This is a genomic window from Streptosporangium sp. NBC_01469 (assembly GCF_036227305.1).
Taxonomy (GTDB): Bacteria; Actinomycetota; Actinomycetes; order Streptosporangiales; family Streptosporangiaceae; genus Streptosporangium.
The window spans coordinates 5,544,174-5,561,740 of sequence record NZ_CP109465.1 but is presented as its reverse complement, the minus strand read 5'-3'; the positions used below and the strand labels follow the sequence as shown (position 1 = coordinate 5,561,740).

At 72.6% G+C, this 17,567-nt stretch carries 16 protein-coding genes; 4 read left to right on the top strand and 12 right to left on the bottom strand.

Annotation, left to right across the window (positions count from 1 at the left end; all coding sequences use genetic code 11):
* Positions 1-53: 53 nt before the first annotated feature.
* The gene (locus tag OG587_RS24370; protein ID WP_329079102.1) at positions 54-1,286 is read right to left on the bottom strand and encodes a multidrug effflux MFS transporter; all 1,233 of its coding nucleotides are present in this window, start codon (positions 1,284-1,286) and stop codon (positions 54-56) included.
* A gap of 244 nt (positions 1,287-1,530) precedes the next feature.
* On the opposite strand from OG587_RS24370, the gene OG587_RS24365 reads away from it, so the two are divergent.
* The 4 genes from OG587_RS24365 (at position 1,531) to OG587_RS24350 (ending at position 6,135) form a co-directional block, all read left to right on the top strand.
* A complete protein-coding gene (locus tag OG587_RS24365) occupies positions 1,531-2,439 on the top strand; it encodes an ABC transporter ATP-binding protein (RefSeq protein ID WP_329079101.1) in 909 nt (302 codons plus the stop codon).
* A 265-nt stretch (positions 2,440-2,704) separates the two neighbouring features.
* On the top strand, positions 2,705-3,472 hold the full coding sequence (locus OG587_RS24360; protein ID WP_329079100.1) for an ABC transporter permease: 768 nt from the start codon (positions 2,705-2,707) through the stop codon (positions 3,470-3,472).
* A 178-nt stretch (positions 3,473-3,650) separates the two neighbouring features.
* Positions 3,651-5,054: a glycosyltransferase family 39 protein gene (locus OG587_RS24355; protein WP_329079098.1), complete on the top strand. Its 1,404-nt coding sequence runs from the start codon at positions 3,651-3,653 to the stop codon at positions 5,052-5,054.
* A 163-nt stretch (positions 5,055-5,217) separates the two neighbouring features.
* Complete coding sequence (locus tag OG587_RS24350; RefSeq protein WP_329079096.1) at positions 5,218-6,135, top strand: EamA family transporter; 918 nt, start codon at positions 5,218-5,220, stop codon at positions 6,133-6,135.
* 75 nt (positions 6,136-6,210) lie between these two features.
* On the opposite strand, the gene OG587_RS24345 is transcribed toward OG587_RS24350, so the two are convergent.
* From OG587_RS24345 to OG587_RS24295, 11 genes are all read right to left on the bottom strand, one after another.
* Entirely contained in the window at positions 6,211-6,894 is a 684-nt protein-coding gene (locus tag OG587_RS24345; RefSeq protein WP_329079094.1) for a GntR family transcriptional regulator, read from the bottom strand.
* Positions 6,895-6,951: 57 nt separating this feature from the next.
* Complete coding sequence (locus tag OG587_RS24340; protein WP_443075217.1) at positions 6,952-7,746, bottom strand: ABC transporter ATP-binding protein; 795 nt, start codon at positions 7,744-7,746, stop codon at positions 6,952-6,954.
* On the bottom strand, positions 7,739-8,635 hold the full coding sequence (locus OG587_RS24335) for an ABC transporter ATP-binding protein (RefSeq protein ID WP_329079093.1): 897 nt from the start codon (positions 8,633-8,635) through the stop codon (positions 7,739-7,741). The genes OG587_RS24340 and OG587_RS24335 overlap by 8 nt, the downstream gene beginning before the upstream one ends.
* Positions 8,632-9,534, bottom strand: a complete 903-nt coding sequence (locus tag OG587_RS24330; protein WP_329079092.1) for a branched-chain amino acid ABC transporter permease — start codon at positions 9,532-9,534, stop codon at positions 8,632-8,634. The genes OG587_RS24335 and OG587_RS24330 overlap by 4 nt, the downstream gene beginning before the upstream one ends.
* Before the next feature lie 149 nt (positions 9,535-9,683).
* A complete protein-coding gene (locus tag OG587_RS24325; protein WP_329079090.1) occupies positions 9,684-10,577 on the bottom strand; it encodes a branched-chain amino acid ABC transporter permease in 894 nt (297 codons plus the stop codon).
* Positions 10,574-11,746, bottom strand: coding sequence for a branched-chain amino acid ABC transporter substrate-binding protein (locus tag OG587_RS24320; protein WP_329079089.1), 1,173 nt, complete (start codon positions 11,744-11,746; stop codon positions 10,574-10,576). The genes OG587_RS24325 and OG587_RS24320 overlap by 4 nt, the downstream gene beginning before the upstream one ends.
* Positions 11,747-11,917: 171 nt before the next feature.
* Positions 11,918-12,919: a proline racemase family protein gene (locus tag OG587_RS24315; RefSeq protein WP_329079086.1), complete on the bottom strand. Its 1,002-nt coding sequence runs from the start codon at positions 12,917-12,919 to the stop codon at positions 11,918-11,920.
* Positions 12,920-12,953: 34 nt separating this feature from the next.
* Positions 12,954-13,847, bottom strand: coding sequence for a dihydrodipicolinate synthase family protein (locus tag OG587_RS24310; RefSeq protein WP_329079085.1), 894 nt, complete (start codon positions 13,845-13,847; stop codon positions 12,954-12,956).
* The gene (locus OG587_RS24305) at positions 13,844-15,373 is read right to left on the bottom strand and encodes an FAD/NAD(P)-dependent oxidoreductase (protein ID WP_329079083.1); all 1,530 of its coding nucleotides are present in this window, start codon (positions 15,371-15,373) and stop codon (positions 13,844-13,846) included. Before OG587_RS24305 ends, OG587_RS24310 begins: the two co-directional genes overlap by 4 nt.
* Before the next feature lie 7 nt (positions 15,374-15,380).
* Positions 15,381-15,953: a (2Fe-2S)-binding protein gene (locus OG587_RS24300; RefSeq protein WP_329079081.1), complete on the bottom strand. Its 573-nt coding sequence runs from the start codon at positions 15,951-15,953 to the stop codon at positions 15,381-15,383.
* 97 nt (positions 15,954-16,050) lie between these two features.
* Positions 16,051-17,376, bottom strand: coding sequence for an NAD(P)/FAD-dependent oxidoreductase (locus OG587_RS24295; RefSeq protein ID WP_329079080.1), 1,326 nt, complete (start codon positions 17,374-17,376; stop codon positions 16,051-16,053).
* Between the last annotated feature and the right edge of the window lie 191 nt (positions 17,377-17,567).

Here is a 17,567-nt window from a genome sequence, read left to right as displayed (position 1 = left end):
AAACCCGATGTTCGGTCGTCCGGAATGTGGTTCGTCACGCAGGTAAGCCTTACCTAAGCTGGGGAAACGCTCCGTGAGGTCCCCCGCAGCCCGACGAAGGCGGCGAGCGCGGCGACGGTGAACCCGGCCAGGACGACGGCCATCGGCAGGGCCGATCCCTCGCCGCCCAGACCCACCAGCGGGGCGGCGAGCGCGCCGAGCCCGAACTGCAGCACGCCGGTCAGCGCGGCCGCGCTCCCGGCGACCTGCGGGGGCTGACCGGCCAGGGCGAGCGCGGCGCTGCCCGGCAGGACGAAGCCCGCCCCGCACATCATCACGAACAGCGCGGCGACCAGCACCGGCAGGGGCAGGTGGAGCAGGGCCGTGACGAGCACCCCGGCGGCCCCGGCCACGCTCAGGAACAACCCCGCGAGGATCAGCCTGGCCGGGTCCAGCCGCCCGGCGAGGCGCCCGCCGATCTGCGCGGTGACGGTCAGGCCCAGCGCGTTCAGCCCGAACACCAGGGAGAAGGTCTGCGCCGAGGTCTCGTAGACGTCCTGGAGCACGAAGGGCGACCCGGAGATGTAGGCGAACATGGCCGCGAAGCCCAGCCCGCCGGACAGGGTGGCGGCCATGAAGGCACGGTCGCGGAGCAGGTGCCAGAAGGTGACGAGGGTGTGCCGGAGCCCGCCCCGCTCGCGCCGCCCGGCGGGCAGCGTCTCGCGCACCCCGGACAGCGCGGAGGCCAGCAGCAGGAGCCCCGCGACGCTCAGCGCGACGAACACGCCCCGCCAGGAGGTGTGGTCGAGCAGCTGCGCGCCCGCGATCGGGGCCAGGATCGGCGCGAGGCCGGTCACGAGCATGAGGGTGGCGAAGATGCGGGCGATGGCCGCCCCCTCGTACAGGTCGCGGACGACCGCGCGGACGATCACCAGCGCGGCACCGCCCGCGATGCCCTGGAGCAGGCGGAACCCGACCAGCCCGTACACCGAGGGCGAGAAGGCGCACAGCAGGGAGGCGGCGGCGTAGGCGGCGATGCCGATCAGCAGCGGGCCCCGCCGGCCGCGCGAGTCGCTGATCGGGCCCGCGACGACCTGCCCGACGGAGAACCCGACGAGGCAGGCGGTGAGGGTGAGCTGCACCTGCGCCTGCCCGGTGCCCAGGTCGGCGGCGATGGAGGGGAAGGCGGGCAGGTACATGTCGATCGACAGGGGACCGACCGCCGACAGCGCGCCCAGGATGAGCAGTAGCAGTGACCTGCGCCGTGCGATCGGCGCCACCTCCGGCTCGACGACGGCCGCGGTCATACCCGTATCCCCTTTTTGGTCGCAGGCCACGCCCCCTGGTTACGGGCGATGACGGGCCCACAGGGGCCGAAGCGTCCAAACCAACAGTCGGTCATCCGAATTCCTGTATTTCGGAAATTTCCCCGAAAAAACCTTTAAGTGCCAGTCGGGCGGGTCCGGTCCCGGCCGGAAAACGGGCCCGGCGCGGCCCCGGACGCGTGGTCCGGAAGCGTGACCGGCGGGCGCAGTCCCTAAACTCGTGGCCATGGACTCCCCAGCCGTCGAGATCGTCGACCTGGTCAAGAGATACGGCGGGACGACCGCGATCGACGGCCTGACCTTCAACGCCGCCCGCGGCGCGGTCACCGCGGTGCTGGGCCCCAACGGGGCCGGCAAGACCTCCACCCTGGAGATCTGCGAGGGGTTCCGCCGGGCCGACGGCGGCACCGTGCGGGTGCTCGGGCTCGCCCCGTCGAGGCCGGAGCTGCGGGCCAGGGTCGGGGTGATGCTCCAGGCGGGCGGCGTTCCCCCCGCGTCCCGCTGCGGGCAGTGGCTGCGGCTGATGGCCCGCTTCCACGCCCACCCGCTCGACCCGGCGGCGCTGCTGGAGCGGCTGGGGCTGAGCGAGCACGCCCGCACCCCGTACCGCAGGCTCTCCGGCGGCCAGCAGCAGCGCCTGTCGCTGGCGGGAGCGGTCATCGGCCGTCCCGAGCTGGTCTTCCTCGACGAGCCGACCGCAGGCCTGGACCCGCAGGCCAGGCACGCCTGCTGGGAGCTGGTGAAGGACCTGCGCGCGAGCGGGGTCTCGGTGGTGCTCACCACCCACCACATGGACGAGGCGGAGAGGCTCTCCGACCAGATCGTGATCATCGACCGCGGCAGGGTGGTCGCCGAGGGCACGCCCTCCTCCCTCACCGGTGCCGAGCGGCAGCTGCGCTTCCGCGCCCGGCCCGGCCTCTGCCTGGACGAGCTGCTCGCCGCCCTGCCCGCCGGCAGCGCGGCCAAGGAATCGCCGTCGGGGCACTACATCATCGAGGGGCAGGTCGCGCCCGGCCTCCTGGCCACGGTGACGACCTGGTGCGCCGCCGAGGGCGTCACCGCCGACGACCTCAGCATCGAGCGGCGCACCCTGGAGGACGTCTTCCTGGAGCTGACCGGGCGTGAGCTGCGGTGACGCCGTCTGAGTCCTCCGCTCCGCCCACGCCCTCCGAGCCCTTCGCCCCGCCGGCGTCCCCGGAGCCTCCCGCCCGGGTGACGTCCCCGGAGCCCCTCGCTTCGCCGGCGCTTCCGGAGGCTTCGCCGACGCCTCCCAAGCCCTCCGCTCCGGCGGCGTTCTCGAAGCCCTCTCGCCGGTACCCCGTGCGCGGCCGGGCGTGGTCCGAGCCGGACCACACGCCGGCCCACCCGCCAGTCGACATGTCAGATCGCAGGAGAGCCCCATGACGACCCTGGACCTCACGCCGGCCCCCGGAGCCGCGCCGCTGGGCCGGATGGTGGCGGCCCAGACCGGCGCGGAGATCCGGGCGATGCTCCGCAACGGCGAGCAGCTGCTGCTCACGATGATCATCCCGGTGCTGCTGCTCGTCGGTCTCTCCTCCGCCCCGATCATCGACGTGGGCGGCGGTTCCCGGATCGACTTCATGACCCCCGGGGTGCTCGCGCTGGCCGTGATGTCCACCGCCTTCACCGGGCAGGCCATCGCGACGGGCTTCGAGCGCCGGTACGGCGTGCTGAAGCGGCTGGGCGCGACCCCGCTGTCGCGGACCGGGCTGATGCTGTCCAAGACGCTCGCGGTGATCGCCGTGGAGGTCATCCAGGTGGCGGTCATCTGCGGGGTGGCGCTCGCCCTGGGCTGGCACCCCGCGGGCTCGCCGCTCGCGGCGCTCCTGCTGGTCGTGCTGGGCACCGCCGCGTTCAGCGGGCTCGGCCTGCTGATGGCGGGGACGCTGCGCGCCGAGGCCACCCTCGCCGCGGCGAACCTCGTCTACCTGCTCCTGCTCGCCTGCGGCGGGGTCGCCTTCCCGCTGGCGAGGTTCCCCGAGTCGGTACGGCCGGTGCTGGAGCTGCTGCCGATCTCGGCGCTGACCGGGGGGCTCCGCACCGTCCTGAGTGACGGCGCGGGACCGCCGCTCGCCGCCCTGGCGATCCTCGCGGCGTGGGCGGCGGTGTCACTCTTCCTGACCTCCCGGACGTTCCGCTGGGAATGACCCGGCCGGAAACCCCTTACTGGAAACCACCTAACCGGGAATATCCCCACTTCTCACCGCAAAAGATCAACGAGGATGATCGTCAAGATCTACCATCCTCCAGGTGATCACTACCGGAACGCGATCTCCGTCCCGTCCGGCGACACGATATACGGGGCGCATCTGGCCGAGTCTGGCCATGGGGATCGTTGCCACGCTTGTCGCCGTCGCGGGCTCGTCCACGGTCTCCCAGTCGGGGGACGAACTCGCCACTCTCAGCGCGGCCCGCCGTGGCGCCGGAGGACTCTGGGAGCTGGCCCAGCACATCGACGGGCACTTCCTGCCCTACTACGGGTTCATGCACCTGTGGCTGGAGTTCGGGCAGGCCGAGTGGTGGATACGCCTGCCCTCGGCGCTCGCGACGGGCGCGGCCACCGCGCTCATCGCCGACCTGGGACGCCGGCTGAGCTCGCAGCCCGCCGGACTGACCGCCGCCGCCGTCTACGTCTTCCTGCCCTCGGTCTCCTACCACGGGCAGAACGTCCGCTCCTACGCGTTCGCCGCCGCCGCCGCGGTCCTGGCCACCTGGGCGCTGTACCGGGCGATCGAGGAGCCCGGACGGCGCGGCGCCTGGTGGAGGTACGCGGCCGCCGTCGCACTGCTGGGCTGCACGCAGGTGTTCGCGCTGCTCGTGCTGGCCGCGCACCTGCTCGCCATCGGGTTGTACGGGCGGGGCGTCCTGCCCAGGATGCTGGCCTGCATGGCCCTGGGGTCCGTCCCGGGGGCCGTCTGGGCGGCGGTCGGCTTCGCCGAGCGGCACGCGATCAGCTGGATCACCATGCCGGGACCCGACGTGTTCCTGGCGCTGCCCAAGATGGCCGGGGGCACCGCCCTGGCGGGGTGCGTGGTGATGGCCGTCGCGGCGGCCGCCCCGTTCCTGCGCCGGCGGCACGGCGCCGACCGGCTCTGGATCGGCTTGCTGGTCGCCTGGGCGCTCCTGCCGCCCCTGCTGCTGTTCACCCTGTCCCACCTGGTCTCGCCGGTCTACGTCGACCGCTACCTGTTCGCGACGGTGCCCGCGTACGCGCTGCTGGCCGGGCTCGTACTCGCCGCGCTGCCCCGCCTGCCCGCCGGGCTCGCGCTGGCGGGCGTCCTGGCGGCCGGGATCCCCGGCCAGCTGGACTTCCGCAAGGAGGACGGGCACCACGAGAACTTCCCCCGGGCGGTACGGATCCTCGCGAGCGAGGGCCGGCCGGGCGACGCCCTTCTCTACGGGCGCTCCTCCCTGCGCGAGGGCTTCCGCTACTACGACGAGACGCGGCACGGCGGGAAGGGTCTGCCCGACGACGTGCTGCTCGCCGGGCCCGACCCGCTGCCCGACTCCTTCGGCTACCCGGAACGCTCCGACGTGGCCGTCGCCGTGGCCGGGCGCGAGCGGGTCTGGGTGATCTGGCGGGGCGGATCCGAGGCGGCCTCGCGCGTCGGCCGGGTCACCGCCCTGGTCAAGGAGGGATTCGTCCGGACCAAGGCCTGGCGGACGGGCCGCGTACCCGGTATGACCGTCGCGCTCTACACCCGCGAACCCGCGCCGGACGCCGGATAGACGGCGAGGCCCTCTCGCGGAGCCGTCACGTCTCGCGAGGGGCGCCACCCTTCACGAGACCGCCACCCTCGCGGAGCCGTCTCGCATCGCGGACGCCACGGAAACCAAAAGCCTCGGCCAGTAAGGTGTCACCTATCGCTTTGCACCTGGCATGAGGAGAGTCATGACCGCCGAAGCCCTGCACGGGCCCGCCGAGCCGTACAAGCCGGGGCTGTCCAACCCCGGAGCGCTGCTGAAAGCGGCCTCCGACGCCATCCCGCCGTCCGGGCTGGTGCTGCTGGCCATCATGTCGGTGCAGGTGGGTGCGGGTTTCGCCAAGGATCTCTTCTCCCAGCTGCCGCCGAGCGCCGTGGTGTTCCTGCGGATCGCGACGGGCGCGCTGGTCATAGGGCTGGTCGCCCGCCCTCGGCTACGCGGGCTGTCCAGGGCGGACATCGGGGCCGGGGTGGCGTTCGGCGTGACGCTGGGCGTGATGAACCTGTCGTTCTACGAGGCGCTGGCCCGGCTGCCCATGGGCATCGCGGTGGCGATCGAGTTCCTCGGCCCGCTCGGCGTCGCGGTGGCGGCCTCGCGCCGCCGCCTCGACCTGCTCTGGGTCGTACTCGCCGGGTCGGGCGTGGTGCTGCTGGCCCCGTGGGGCTCGGGGGCGTCCAGGATCAGCTGGGCCGGGATCGCCTTCGCCCTGGTGGCGGCGGTCTGCTGGGCCGGTTACATCCTGCTGTCGGCCTCGGTCGGCCGCCGCTTCCCCGGGACGAGCGGCCTCGCCCTGGCGATGATCGTCTCCTGTGTGCTGGTCGCCCCCGTCGGGATCGCCTCGGGCGGCACCGACCTGCTCCAACCCGAACTGCTGCTGATCGGGCTCGGGGTGGGGCTGCTGTCGTCGGTCATCCCCTACTCGATCGAGCTGGAGGCGCTGCGCAGGATGCCCAAGCGGGTCTTCGGCATCCTGATGAGCCTGGAGCCCGCGATGGCCGCGCTGGTCGGGCTGGTCATCCTGGGCGAGATACTCCAGGTGCGCGAGTGGGCCGCCATCGGCTGCGTGGTCATCGCCAGCGTCGGCGCCACCCGGAGCACCGGCTGACCCCGTCCCGGCACTCCGGGGGCATTCGCCCGCCCACCGGGCCGCCGCGTCCCCCTCTGGCCTGTCCCGGCCGCCCTACTCCTCGGGCCTGCTGGCCCAGATGCCGCGGACGTGCCGGATGTGGGCGCGCATCAGCCGCTCGGCACCGCTCGCGTCGCCTTCGGAGAGCAGCGCGAGCAGCGTGAGGTGCTCGCGGGCGGAGTCGGCGAGGGTGCCCCGCCGGTGAAGGGAGGACAGGCCGTACAGGCGGGCCCGGTTGCGCAGGTCGCGGACCACCTCCACGAGATGGGAGTTGCCCGCCAGGGCGAGCAGGTCCAGGTGGAAGCGGATGTCGGCGTCGACGTACGCGAGCAGGTCACCGCGCTCTGCGGCGTCGACGATCGCCTGGGCCAGCGGGCGCAGTGTCTCGAAGCTCGGCGCGCGCCCGGCGTCGGCCAGCTGCGCCACCGTGGGCACCTCGATGAGCCTGCGGATCTCGGTCAGCTCGTCCAGGTCCCGGTCGGACAGCTCCGTGACCCGGAAGCCCTTGTTGCGTACCGCCTCGACCAGGCCCTCCTTGGCCAGGTCGAGCATGGCCTCGCGCACCGGGGTCGCCGAGACCCCGAACTGGGCGGCGAGGACCGGGGCCGAGTAGACCATGCCGGGCCTCATCTCACCGGTGATCAGGGCCGCCCTGAGCGCGTGGGCCACCTGCTCCCGCAGGCTCTGCCGCTCGCTCACGGCCGGCAGGTCGAGCCGGCCGTCCGCCCTAGGAGCCATACCGGAGCCTCTCGTGTCGCTCGCGTCCACGCCTCGTCGGCGGAACCCGCCACCCCCTCATCCTCCCAGGCCATGAGGGTGCCTCCGAACACCCGGGGGGTGATCCCCCGGTGGCGGGCCCGCCGGTCGTCTCCGCCCGCTCCCCCCGGCCCCGCCGAGGTAGGCTTCGGCCACCCGGGGGTCCCGACGGAGCTCGGCGGCGGGCCCGTCGAGGACACACGCACCGTTCTCGATCACGTAACCACGGTGCGCGATCCCGAGGGCGGCGGTGGCGTTCTGCTCGACGAGCAGGACGGAGGTGCCCTCGGCGTTGATCTGGGCGATGAGTTTCATGACCTGGACGACGATGAGCGGGGCCAGGCCCATGGACGGTTCGTCGAGCAGCAGCAGCCGGGGTCCGGTGACCAGCGCCCTGCCGATGGCGAGCATCTGCTGCTCGCCGCCCGACAGGGTGCCGCCCTGTTGTGCGCGCCGCTCGGCCAGGCGGGGCAGCAGCCCGTAGACGCGGTCGATCCGCGCGCGTAGCTCCGCCTGGTCACGGACCAGGTACCCGCCCAGCTGGAGGTTCTCGTGGACGCTGAGCGTGCTGAAGATCCTGCGGCCCTCCGGGACGTGCACCAGTCCGCGCGCGGTGATCCTGTGCGGCTTCTCCCTGGTGATCTCTTTCCCGTCGAAGGCCACCCTGCCGCCGCTGGGCCGCAGCAGCCCCGAGACCGCGGACAGCGTGGTGGTCTTGCCCGCGCCGTTGTTGCCCAGCAGGGCGACGATCTCGCCCTCGGCGACGCGGAGGGACAGGCCGCGCAGGGCGTGTACGCCGCCGTAGTGGACGTCCAGCCCGTCGATGTCAAGCATTGGCGTCTCCCCCGGCCGTGCCGTCCTTCCCGGCGGTCTCCTCGCCCGTGCCGCCTTCCGCCGCGCGGTCCTTCCCGGCGCGGTCCCTCCCGGTCGTCGCGGTCCCGTCGGTCTCGTCCCCGGTGGCGGCGGTGTCACCACCGAGGTAGGCCTCGATGACGGCGGGGTCGCGGCGGACGTCCTCGGGCCGGCCGTCGGCGATCTCCCTGCCGAAGTTGAGCACCACCACCCGCTCGGAGACCTCCATCACCAAACCCATGTCATGCTCGATGAGCACGATGGCCACCCCCAACGCCTGGACACGCCGGATCAGGTCGAGCATCTCGGCCTTCTCCCCCCGGTTGAGCCCGGCCGCGGGCTCATCCAGCAACAACAGATCAGGGCGGCGGGCCAGAGCACGGGCGATCTCGGTACGGCGCTGCTCACCATAGGGAAGGTTCCCGGCCTGCCCGTACCGGTCGCCGCGCAGGCCGACGAAGTCCAGCCAGTGATGGGCCTGCTCGGTGCACTCACGCTCGGAGCGCCGGTAGCGCGGAGTGTGCAACAACGCGTCCCAGACGCTCTGACGCAGCCACAGATGCGAGCCGGCGCGCACGTTGTCCAGGACCGACAGCTCGCCGAACAGCCGCAGGTTCTGGAAGGTCCGCGCGACGCCCAACCCCGCGATCGCCGAGGGCCGCAGTCCCGGCAGGTCCTTGCCGCGCAGGGTGATGCGGCCCGAGGTCGGCCGGTAGAAGCCGGTGACACAGTTGAAGGCCGACGTCTTGCCCGCCCCGTTGGGCCCGATCACCGAGACGATCTCCGCCTCGCCCACCGAGAACGACAGGCCGTCGATGGCCACCAGCCCGCCGAAGACCAGACGCAGATCGGTGACGTGTAGCAGACTCATCGCAGCGCCTCCTGAGAACGGGCCGGCCAGATCCCCTGCGGCCGCAACAGCATGAAGGCGATGAGAAGTACGCCGAACAGGAAGAACCGGTAGTCGGCGAGGTCACGCAGGACCTCCGGCAGGATGCTGATCACCACGGCGCCGACCACGACGCCGGGCACCGAGCCCATCCCGCCCAGCACCACGGCCATCAACACCAGCGCCGACTGCAGGAAGGTGAAGCTGCCCGGCGAGACGGCCGACAGCTGGGAGGCGAACAGCACCCCGGCCAAGCCGCCCCAGACCGCCCCGGCGATGTAGGCGGCGAGCTTGACCCGGTAGGTGTGCACACCCATCGCCTCGGCGGCGTCCTCGTCCTCACGGACGAAGCGCCAGGCCCGACCCAGCCGGGAGCGGCCCAACCTGGCCGCGCCGAGCACGGCCAGCGCGACCACGACCACCGTGACGTAGTAGAAGGCCACCGGACTCCCGACCAGATGCGGGATCCCATAGATACCCGACGGGCCGCCGGTGACGTCCAGGTTGTTGGCGGTGATCCGGATGATCTCCCCGAAACCCAGCGTCACGATGGCCAGATAGTCACTACGCAGGCGCAAAGTGGGGGCGCCGATCACGATCCCGGCGAGCACCGTGACCACCAGCACGGCGGGCACCGTGGCCAGCAGCGGCAGATCGAACCGGGTGGCCAGCACCCCGCTGGTATAGGCGCCGACCGCGAAGAACGCGACGTAGCCCAGATCCAGCAGCCCGCAGTAGCCGACCACGATGTTCAACCCGGCCGCCAGCATCACGAAGATCGCCGCACTCGTCATCACCGACAACGCGTACGGCGTGGCGTTCACGAAAGGAGCCAGCAGCGCGACCAGCAGCCCGCCCAGCCCGGCCCACCGGTTACCCATCAGCCTCGACGCCCGGCTGGGCGGCCGGTCGGTACCCAGACGGCGGACCCCGGTCGTGGTGGGTCCGGTGGCTCCCGTGGGTCCAGTGCTCCCGACAGGTCCAGTGGGTCCAGTGGGTCCCGTGGGTCCGGCGCTCCCGGCGGGCCCGGTCATACCCGCTCCGTGACGCGCTCGCCGAGCAGCCCGGTCGGCCGCACCGTCAAAAACAGGATCAACACCCCGAAGGTGAACACATCCCGCCACTCACCGCCCAGCCAGAACGTGCCGAACGACTCCAACAGCCCAAGCAACAACCCACCCAGCATCGTGCCGGGGATGTTGCCGATGCCCCCGATGACGGCCGCCGTGAACGCCTTGAGCCCGATCAGGAAGCCCATCATGAAATCGATCTTCCCGTAGTAGGCCCCGGCCATCACCCCCGCCGCCCCCGCCAGCGCCGAACCGACGAAGAAGGTGCGGGAGATCACCGCGTTGACATCGATACCCATCAACGCGCTGGTACGCGGGTCCAACGCGATGGCCCGCATCGCCCGGCCCTCACGGGTGCGGGTGACCAGCAGGTTCAACCCGGCCATCAACGCCACCGCCACCCCGACCAGCACCAACTGCTGCACGGTGAACCTGGCCCCGAACACCTCCATCGAGGTGCCGCCCAGCCGCACCGGATACACCCGCGGGTCGGCCCCGGCCACCGCGCGCATCCCGTACTCCAACGCGAACGACGCCCCGACCGCGGTGATCAGCAGAGACAACCGCGGCGCCCGACGCAACGGCCGGTAGGCGATCCGCTCCAACGCCACCCCGGCCAGGCCGGTGACCACCATCGTCACCACCAGCACCGCCAGCAGCAGCGGCAGAGCCATCGAGGAGGACACACCACCCACCGCGCCGAGAATGGCGAAACCAGCGAACGCCCCCAGCATGTACAGGTCGCCGTGGGCGAAGTTGAGCAGCTTGATGATCCCGTACACCATGCTGTACCCCAACGCCACCAGCGCGTAGAACGAGCCGACGAACAACCCGTTCCAGACGAGCTGCGTCACTTGAGCGCGTCCTGCAGGGCGAACCCGTCGCCCTTGACGACAAGGATCTGGAAGCCGCCGTTGGCCAGGGTGTGCTCGGGGGTGAACTTCAGCGGCCCGGAGAACATCTGGAAGCCGTCGATCGCCTCAAGGGCCGCGATGACCTTGTCGCCGTCGGTGGCCCCCGCCTTGGTGACCGCCTCGGCGGCGAGCCGAACCGCGTCGTAGGCCTGGTTGGAGTACGGGCCCGGCTCTGAGGCGTACTTCTTCTTGTACGCCTCGATCCAGCCCTCCGCGCCCTGAAGGGTGTCGGGCGTCTGGGTCATCGTGGCGTAGAGGCCCTCGGCGGCCTCGTCTCCGGCGATCTCGACCAGCTTGGGGGAGACCGAGCCGTCGCCGACCATGATCGAGCCCTTGTATCCGGCCTGCCGGAGCTGGCGCGCGATCAGGCCGCCCTCCTGGAAGTAGCCGGTCCAGTAGACGAAGTCGGGCTTCTTGGCCAGCACGTTGGTGATGTTGGCGCTGTAGTCGCTCTCCTTCGGGGTGACCGCCTCGGTGATCACGGCCTCGGCTCCGCCGGGGGCCTCCAGAAGGGCCTGGGTACGCAGTGCGATGTCCTTGGAGTAGCTGGTGTTGTCGTGCATGAGCGCGACGCTCCCGGAACCCTGCTTGGCGATCCACTTCTCCGCGGCCGCGGCCTGCTGGGAGCCCGTGCCGTTGATCAGGAAGACGTGCTTGAGTTTCTGGTCGACCAGTTCCTGGGAGTTGGCAGCCGGGATGATCATCGGGATTCCGGCCTTACCGAAGATCGGCAGGGTGGGGAGCGTCGCACCGGAGCAGTAGCCGCCCACGGAGATGTCGACCCCCTCGGTGACCAGCTTGTTGGCGCCCGCCGCCGCGGACTGGGCGTCACAGGCGTCGTCGGCGGTCCTCAGCTCCAGCTTGCGGCCGAGCACACCGCCCTTGGCGTTGATCTCGTCGACCGCGAGCTGCGCCGCGTTGCTCATGTAGGGGCCGATGGCGGCCTCGCTGCCCGACTGCGGGATCAGCATGCCGAGGACGATCGGCTCGTCCTTCGCGGCGGCCGTCTGGCCTCCGCCTCCGTCACCGAGCAGCCCCTGGCCGCATCCGGTGACCAGGAGACCGAGAACGGCCAGCGACGTGAAGCACTTCAGGGGGGTGGCACGCATGCGCGGCTCCTCACATCTGGTGATGTGTGATATTGCACGTGCAATGCACGTACACGTCAAGGGCCGAAACAAGACCGTTAACGTTAAGACGCCGTTTCCCCCGTGATGCGCGGCCCACCGGGAATGGCGGCGTATCCACAGCTCAGAGAGGCCCGGAGAGGGTGGGGAAGGTCAGAGGAGGAAACCCGCGGGGAACGGGTCGCGGGGGTCGAGGAAGTACTGGGCGGTGCCGGTGACCCACGCACGCCCGGTGATGGCCGGAACCACCGCGGGCAGGCCCGCCACCTCCGTCTCCCCCACGAGCCGCCCGACGAAGCGGGTACCGATGAACGACTCGTTCACGAAGTCGGTGTCCAGGGGGAGCTCGCCCCTGGCGTGCAGCTGGGCCATCCGGGCGCTGGTGCCGGTGCCGCACGGCGAGCGGTCGAACCAGCCGGGGTGGATCGCCATCGCGTGCCGCGAGTGCCGGGCGCCCGCGCCGGGCGCGGTGAACTGCACGTGGTGGCAGCCCCGGATGCCGGGGTCCAGCGGGTGGACGGGCTCGTCCCGCTCGTTGATCGCCTCCATGATCGCCAGGCCCGTGTCGAGGATCCGCTGCTTGTGCGAGCGGTCGAACGGCAGGTCCACGGACTCGATGGGCAGGATCGCGTAGTAGTTGCCGCCGTAGGCGAGGTCGTAGACGACCTCCCCGACGCCGGGCACCTTGACCACGCGGTCCAGCCCCGCGCTGAAGGAGGGCACGTTGGTGATGGTCACCTCCGTGGCGGCGCCGTCCTCGACCCGGACCTCGGCGACGACCAGCCCGGCGGGGGTGTCCAGCCGGATGGTGGTGACCGGCTCGGCGACCTCGACCATCCCGGTCTCGACGAGGACGGTGGCGACGCCGATGGTGCCGTGCCCGCACATGGGCAGGCAGCCGGAGACCTCGATGTAGAGCACGCCGTAGTCGGCGTCGGGCCGGGTGGGCGGTTGCAGGATGGCCCCGCTCATCGCCGAGTGGCCGCGCGGCTCGTACATGAGCAGGGTGCGGACGTGGTCCATCTCGGCCAGGAAGTGCTCGCGCCGCTCGGCCATGGTCGAACCGGGGATCACCCCCACTCCCCCGGTGATCACTCGGGTGGGCATGCCCTCGGTGTGGGAGTCCACCGCGTGGAAGATCCTCTTCGTTCTCATCGACTCTCCTCGCGGGAAAGGGTACGGGACGGGTCTAGCGCAGGCCCTCGGCCAGGGCCTTCTCCGTGGCGGCGCGTACGGCGGCCTCCTGCTCGGGGGCGAGGCCGAGCCTGGGCGGGCGGCACGGGCCGCCGTTACGCCCGGCCAGGTCCATGGAGAGCTTGATCGCCTGCACGAACACCGGCCTGGAGTCCCAGCGAAGCAGCGGGTGCAGCGCGCGGTAGAGCGGCAGCGCGGTGGCCGTGTCCCCCGCGGCGGCCGCACGGTACAGGGCCACGGTCGACTCGGGCAGCGCGTTGGGGAATCCGGCCACCCAGCCGACCGCCCCGGCGGTGACCAGCTCCAGCAGTACGTCGTCGGCCCCGGCCAGCACGTCCAGCCCCGGGGCGAGCTCGGCGATCTCGTAGATTCGGCGGACGTCTCCGCTGAACTCCTTGACCCCGACGATCAGGCCCTCGGCGTGGAGGGTGGCCAGCAGCCGGGGGGTGAGGTCCACCCGGGTGTCGAAGGGGTTGTTGTAGGCCACCACCGGCAGACCGGCCGCGGCCACCTCCCGGTAGTGCTCCACCACGGTCCTGTCGTCGGCGCGGTAGGCGTTCGGCGGAAGCAGCATCACCGCGCGGCACCCGGCCTCACCGGCGTGCTCGGCCCAGCGCCGGGCCTCCAGGGCGCCGTAGGCGGCGACGCCCGGCATGACGCGGTCGCCGCCGACGGCCGCGACCGCGGTCTCCACGACCGAGGCCCGCTCCTCGGGGGTGAGCGTCTGGTACTCGCCCAGCGACCCGTTCGGCACGACGCCGTCGCACCCGGAGGCGACCAGCCACCGGCAGTGCTCGGCGTAACCGTCCAGGTCGACGGAGAGGTCCGCGCCCAGGGGCAGCGCGGTGGCCACCGTCACACCGTGCCAGGGCTTCACGGGGGTCGTCATGGTTCGTCCTTCCGAGGGGTTTCCAGCCGGTCCGAGTCCGAGGCCGGATCCGAGAGAGCCTCCGCACGGTCCGGGCGCGAGGGGGTCCCCGGCTCGCCCGGCTCCGCAGGGGTTTCCGGCCGATCCATCGCCGGGAGGGTTTCCCGCCGGTCCGAGGAGGCCCGTGGCCGCGCGGCGAGGTCGCCGAGCCTGACGGGCTGGGCGATCGGGCGCCGGGGCGGCGCGGGGTCCTCACCGGCGAGGCACGCGACCGCGTAGCCGCACATCCTGCCCTGGCACCATCCCATCCCCGGGCGCGCCAGAAGCTTGACGGAGCGCGCGTCGACGGCCCCCATGGCCTGGGCCTCCCGTACGGCCGACAGGGGCACCTCCTCGCAGCGGCACACGAGCGTGTCGTCGCGGAGCCACTCCCGCCAGCCGGGCCGTACCGGGTAGGCCTCCAGCAGGGCGTGCGCGAAGGCGGCGAGCCGGTTCCTGCGCCGGGACAGGGCGGGGTCGGGCGGCACCGGGCGGCCCAGGTCCGCGGCGGCGGACCGGCCCGCGATGCGCCCCTCCACCTCGGCGAGCGCGGCCCCGCCGACACCGGTGGACTCCCCCGCCGCGTAGACGCCGGGCACGCCGGTACGCATGCCCGCGTCCACCGCGACGACCGGGCTGCCGTCGGGGTCGCGGCGGGTGGCGCAGTCCAGCTGGACCGGCAGGTCGAGCTGGGGGACGAACCCGTAGCCATAGGCGAGGGTGTCGCACTCGACGGTCCTCGTCGAGACCGGCCGCCAGTCGCCGTCCAGGCTCGCCACGGTGACGTGGGTCAGCGCGGTGTCGCCGTGCGCGGCGACCACCGCCTCGCGGCGGCGGTACGGGATCCGGTGGCGGGCCAGGCGCGCTCCGTACCCGAGGGCCTCCCCGGCCCGTCCCGCGGCGAGCAGCGGGTGCCTGGCGAGCCCGAACCCGCCGCCGGCCTCGTGGACGCCGAGCACCCGGGCCCCGGCGTCCGCCAGGCCCGCGGCGACCGGGAGCAGGAACGGGCCGGTGCCGGCGACCACGATCCTGCTTCCCGCGAGGACCAGGTCGCCCTTGAGCAGCGCCTGCGCGCCGCCCGCGGTGAGCACTCCCGGCAGGTCCCAGCCGGGGAACGGCAGCGGCCGGTCGTGCGCGCCGGTGGCGATCAGCAACCCTCGCGCGGTCACCGCCCGGGGCCGCTCCTCGCGATCTCCCTCCAGGCACCGTACGGTGATCGCCCCGTCCGCGCGTTCGACCGCCCAGACCCGATGGCGCATCAGCACCTCGGCGCGCTCGCGAAGCGTCTCCCACTGGCGGGTGAAGCGGGTGAATCCACCGAGGCCGTGGTGGAGCGCGCCGGGCCGCGCAGTGCGGAAACCCTCGGCGGGGTGCCGGAAGTACTGGCCGCCCGGCCTGGCGGCCCCGTCGATCAGTACGACGTCCAGCCCGGCCAGGGCTGCGGTGAGCGCGCCCGCGACCCCGGCGGGACCCGCGCCGACCACGGCGAGGTCGTGAATCCGCGTCATCGGCCGCTCACCCCTCCGGACCGGAGGCGCCGGGGTCACGGGGAGCGTGCGCACCCGGCGCGGCCCTCTCCGTACCGGAGCCGGGATCACGGGAAACGCCCGTAGGGGTATCCCCCTCCGTACCGGAGTCGAGACCACGGGGAGCCCGCGCGGGGACGCCCCCCTCCGTACCGAAGGCGCTGACGCCCGGGGCGGCCGGCTCGCCGACCGTCCGCTCCCCCGGCCCGGCTCCGGCCTCGTCGTCCAGATCCTCCAGGTCCTCCGGATCCTCCGGCGGGTCCTGAGACGGGGGCGGAGGGCCGCCGGTGGTGACCAGGTCTCCCGGGAGGGCCTCGGTCAGGCAGGCGCGCAGGGACGGGATCCCGTTCACCGTGACCAGGCAGTCGAAACAGACCCCGATGCCGCAGAACAGCCCGCGCGGGCGCCCGCCGAACCTGGTGGTGCGCCAGGAGCGGACGCCCGCTCCGTGCATGGCGGCGCCGACGGTCTGGCCGGGGACCACCGGGACGGGAGCGCCGTCCACGCTGATCTCGAACCCCGGCTCGGGCCGCGCCCCCACCAGGCGGTACGGATCCCTCATCGGACACCTCCGCCGGGAAGGCGTCGATTCCGGCCTGGACCACAGAAGCCTGGACCACAGAAGCTTGGGCCACAGAAGCCTGGGCCGCGGAAGCAGGTCAAGGCCCCTCCCGGGTGAAGCGGTCCGGGCGGAAAGGGGTGAGGTCCAGGTCGGGGCGGAGCCCGGCCAGGAGCTGGGCGATCAGGTGGCCGGTGGCCGGGGCCAGGCCGATGCCCGCCCCCTCGTGGCCACAGGCGTGGTACAGCCCGGGAGCCCGGGGGTCCTCCCCGATCACCGGGAGGTGGTCGGGACAGTAAGGACGGAAGCCGCAGTAGGCGCGGATCACCCGGTACGCCGCCAGGGCGGGGAACAGCTCCACGGCCTGGCGGGCGAGACGTTCGAGCACCGGAACGGAGACCGTGCGGTCGAAGCCGACCCGCTCGCGGCTGGCGCCGATGAGCACCGGCCCCGACGGGGTGCTCTCCACGACGGCGGACGTCTCCAGCCCCTCCGAGTCGCTGGCCACCGCGGTGACGTAGGCGGCGGTGTAGACCTTGTGCCTGATCAGCGGCCCGGCGAGCGGCTCGGTGACCAGGATGAAGCCGCGCCTGGGCAGGATCGGGACGCGCACACCGGCCAGCGCGGCGATCTCGCCGCCCCAGGTGCCCGCGGCGTTGACGACGGCTCCGGCGAGGATGTCGCCGTGGTCGGTGGTGACGCCGGCGACCCGGTCACCGTCGCGGACGAAGCCGGTCACCGTGACGCCCGTACGCAGCATCAGGGCGCCGTGCCCGAACCGCTCGGCACCCCTCCGGATGAGCCTGGCCGCCGCCAGCATGGGCTGGACTTGGGCGTCCTGCGGGTAGAACACGCCTCCGGCGAGCCCTTTCGCCAGGTGGGGCTCGTAGTCGCCGAGCTTCCCCGGGGCGACGGCGACGTGCTCGACGCCCTGCTTTCCCGCCAGGTCGGTGAGCGCCTCCAGGATCTCGTCCGTCTCGGCGACCACCAGGCCGCCCTTCGCCTCGAACTCGAACCCGCCGCCCGGCTCGAATCCGCCGCCACCCGGCGCGGACCGGCCCGGGGGCCCCACCCCGGACTCGCCACCGCCAGTTCCGGACCCGGCACCGGCTTTACTCGATCCGCCACCGCCAGCTCCGGACCCGGCATCGGCCCCACCGGCGTGCTCGCCCCCCGGCCCACCCCCGGAGCCGCTCCCGGGCCCGGCTCCGGCCAGGTCTCGCCAGAGCCGGTTGGAGAGCAGCGCCAGGTCGAGTTCGGGGCCCGGTTCCTTGTCGGAGACCAGGATGTTGCCCTCGCCCGCCCCCGTCGTGCCGCCCGCCACCGCCCCCCGGTCGACGACCACCACGTCCAGCCCCGCGCGAGCGGCGTAGTAGGCGCAGGCGGCACCGACGACCCCGGCGCCGACGACCACGACGTCCGGCATGTCTCACCTCGCTCCCGCGCCTCGGGCTCGCCAGTACTATGTCACATACCTTTTAGCCGATCAATGCACCAAAACGGACATCGCACGCGTTCTCTCGGCTCAAGCCCTCCCCTACCCCCGGGCCCGTACGGCACGCCGTCCCGTGCCGCACGCCCCGCACCGACGGCCGTACCCGGGGTCCACGGCGGGAC

What these genes read in the sequence shown, in the direction of transcription:
- OG587_RS24345 (WP_329079094.1), bottom strand. Translation starts at nt 6,894, where the DNA reads ATGGCTCCTAGGGCGGACGGCCGGCTCGACCTGCCGGCCGTGAGCGAG.
- OG587_RS24300 (WP_329079081.1), bottom strand. Translation starts at nt 15,953, where the DNA reads ATGAGGGATCCGTACCGCCTGGTGGGGGCGCGGCCCGAGCCGGGGTTC.
- OG587_RS24330 (WP_329079092.1), bottom strand. Translation starts at nt 9,534, where the DNA reads ATGGGTAACCGGTGGGCCGGGCTGGGCGGGCTGCTGGTCGCGCTGCTG.
- OG587_RS24360 (WP_329079100.1), top strand. Translation starts at nt 2,705, where the DNA reads ATGACGACCCTGGACCTCACGCCGGCCCCCGGAGCCGCGCCGCTGGGC.
- OG587_RS24370 (WP_329079102.1), bottom strand. Translation starts at nt 1,286, where the DNA reads ATGACCGCGGCCGTCGTCGAGCCGGAGGTGGCGCCGATCGCACGGCGC.
- OG587_RS24305 (WP_329079083.1), bottom strand. Translation starts at nt 15,373, where the DNA reads ATGACGCGGATTCACGACCTCGCCGTGGTCGGCGCGGGTCCCGCCGGG.
- OG587_RS24310 (WP_329079085.1), bottom strand. Translation starts at nt 13,847, where the DNA reads ATGACGACCCCCGTGAAGCCCTGGCACGGTGTGACGGTGGCCACCGCG.
- OG587_RS24320 (WP_329079089.1), bottom strand. Translation starts at nt 11,746, where the DNA reads ATGCGTGCCACCCCCCTGAAGTGCTTCACGTCGCTGGCCGTTCTCGGT.
- OG587_RS24355 (WP_329079098.1), top strand. Translation starts at nt 3,651, where the DNA reads ATGGGGATCGTTGCCACGCTTGTCGCCGTCGCGGGCTCGTCCACGGTC.
- OG587_RS24340 (WP_443075217.1), bottom strand. Translation starts at nt 7,746, where the DNA reads ATGCTTGACATCGACGGGCTGGACGTCCACTACGGCGGCGTACACGCC.
- OG587_RS24335 (WP_329079093.1), bottom strand. Translation starts at nt 8,635, where the DNA reads ATGAGTCTGCTACACGTCACCGATCTGCGTCTGGTCTTCGGCGGGCTG.
- OG587_RS24350 (WP_329079096.1), top strand. Translation starts at nt 5,218, where the DNA reads ATGACCGCCGAAGCCCTGCACGGGCCCGCCGAGCCGTACAAGCCGGGG.
- OG587_RS24365 (WP_329079101.1), top strand. Translation starts at nt 1,531, where the DNA reads ATGGACTCCCCAGCCGTCGAGATCGTCGACCTGGTCAAGAGATACGGC.
- OG587_RS24315 (WP_329079086.1), bottom strand. Translation starts at nt 12,919, where the DNA reads ATGAGAACGAAGAGGATCTTCCACGCGGTGGACTCCCACACCGAGGGC.
- OG587_RS24295 (WP_329079080.1), bottom strand. Translation starts at nt 17,376, where the DNA reads ATGCCGGACGTCGTGGTCGTCGGCGCCGGGGTCGTCGGTGCCGCCTGC.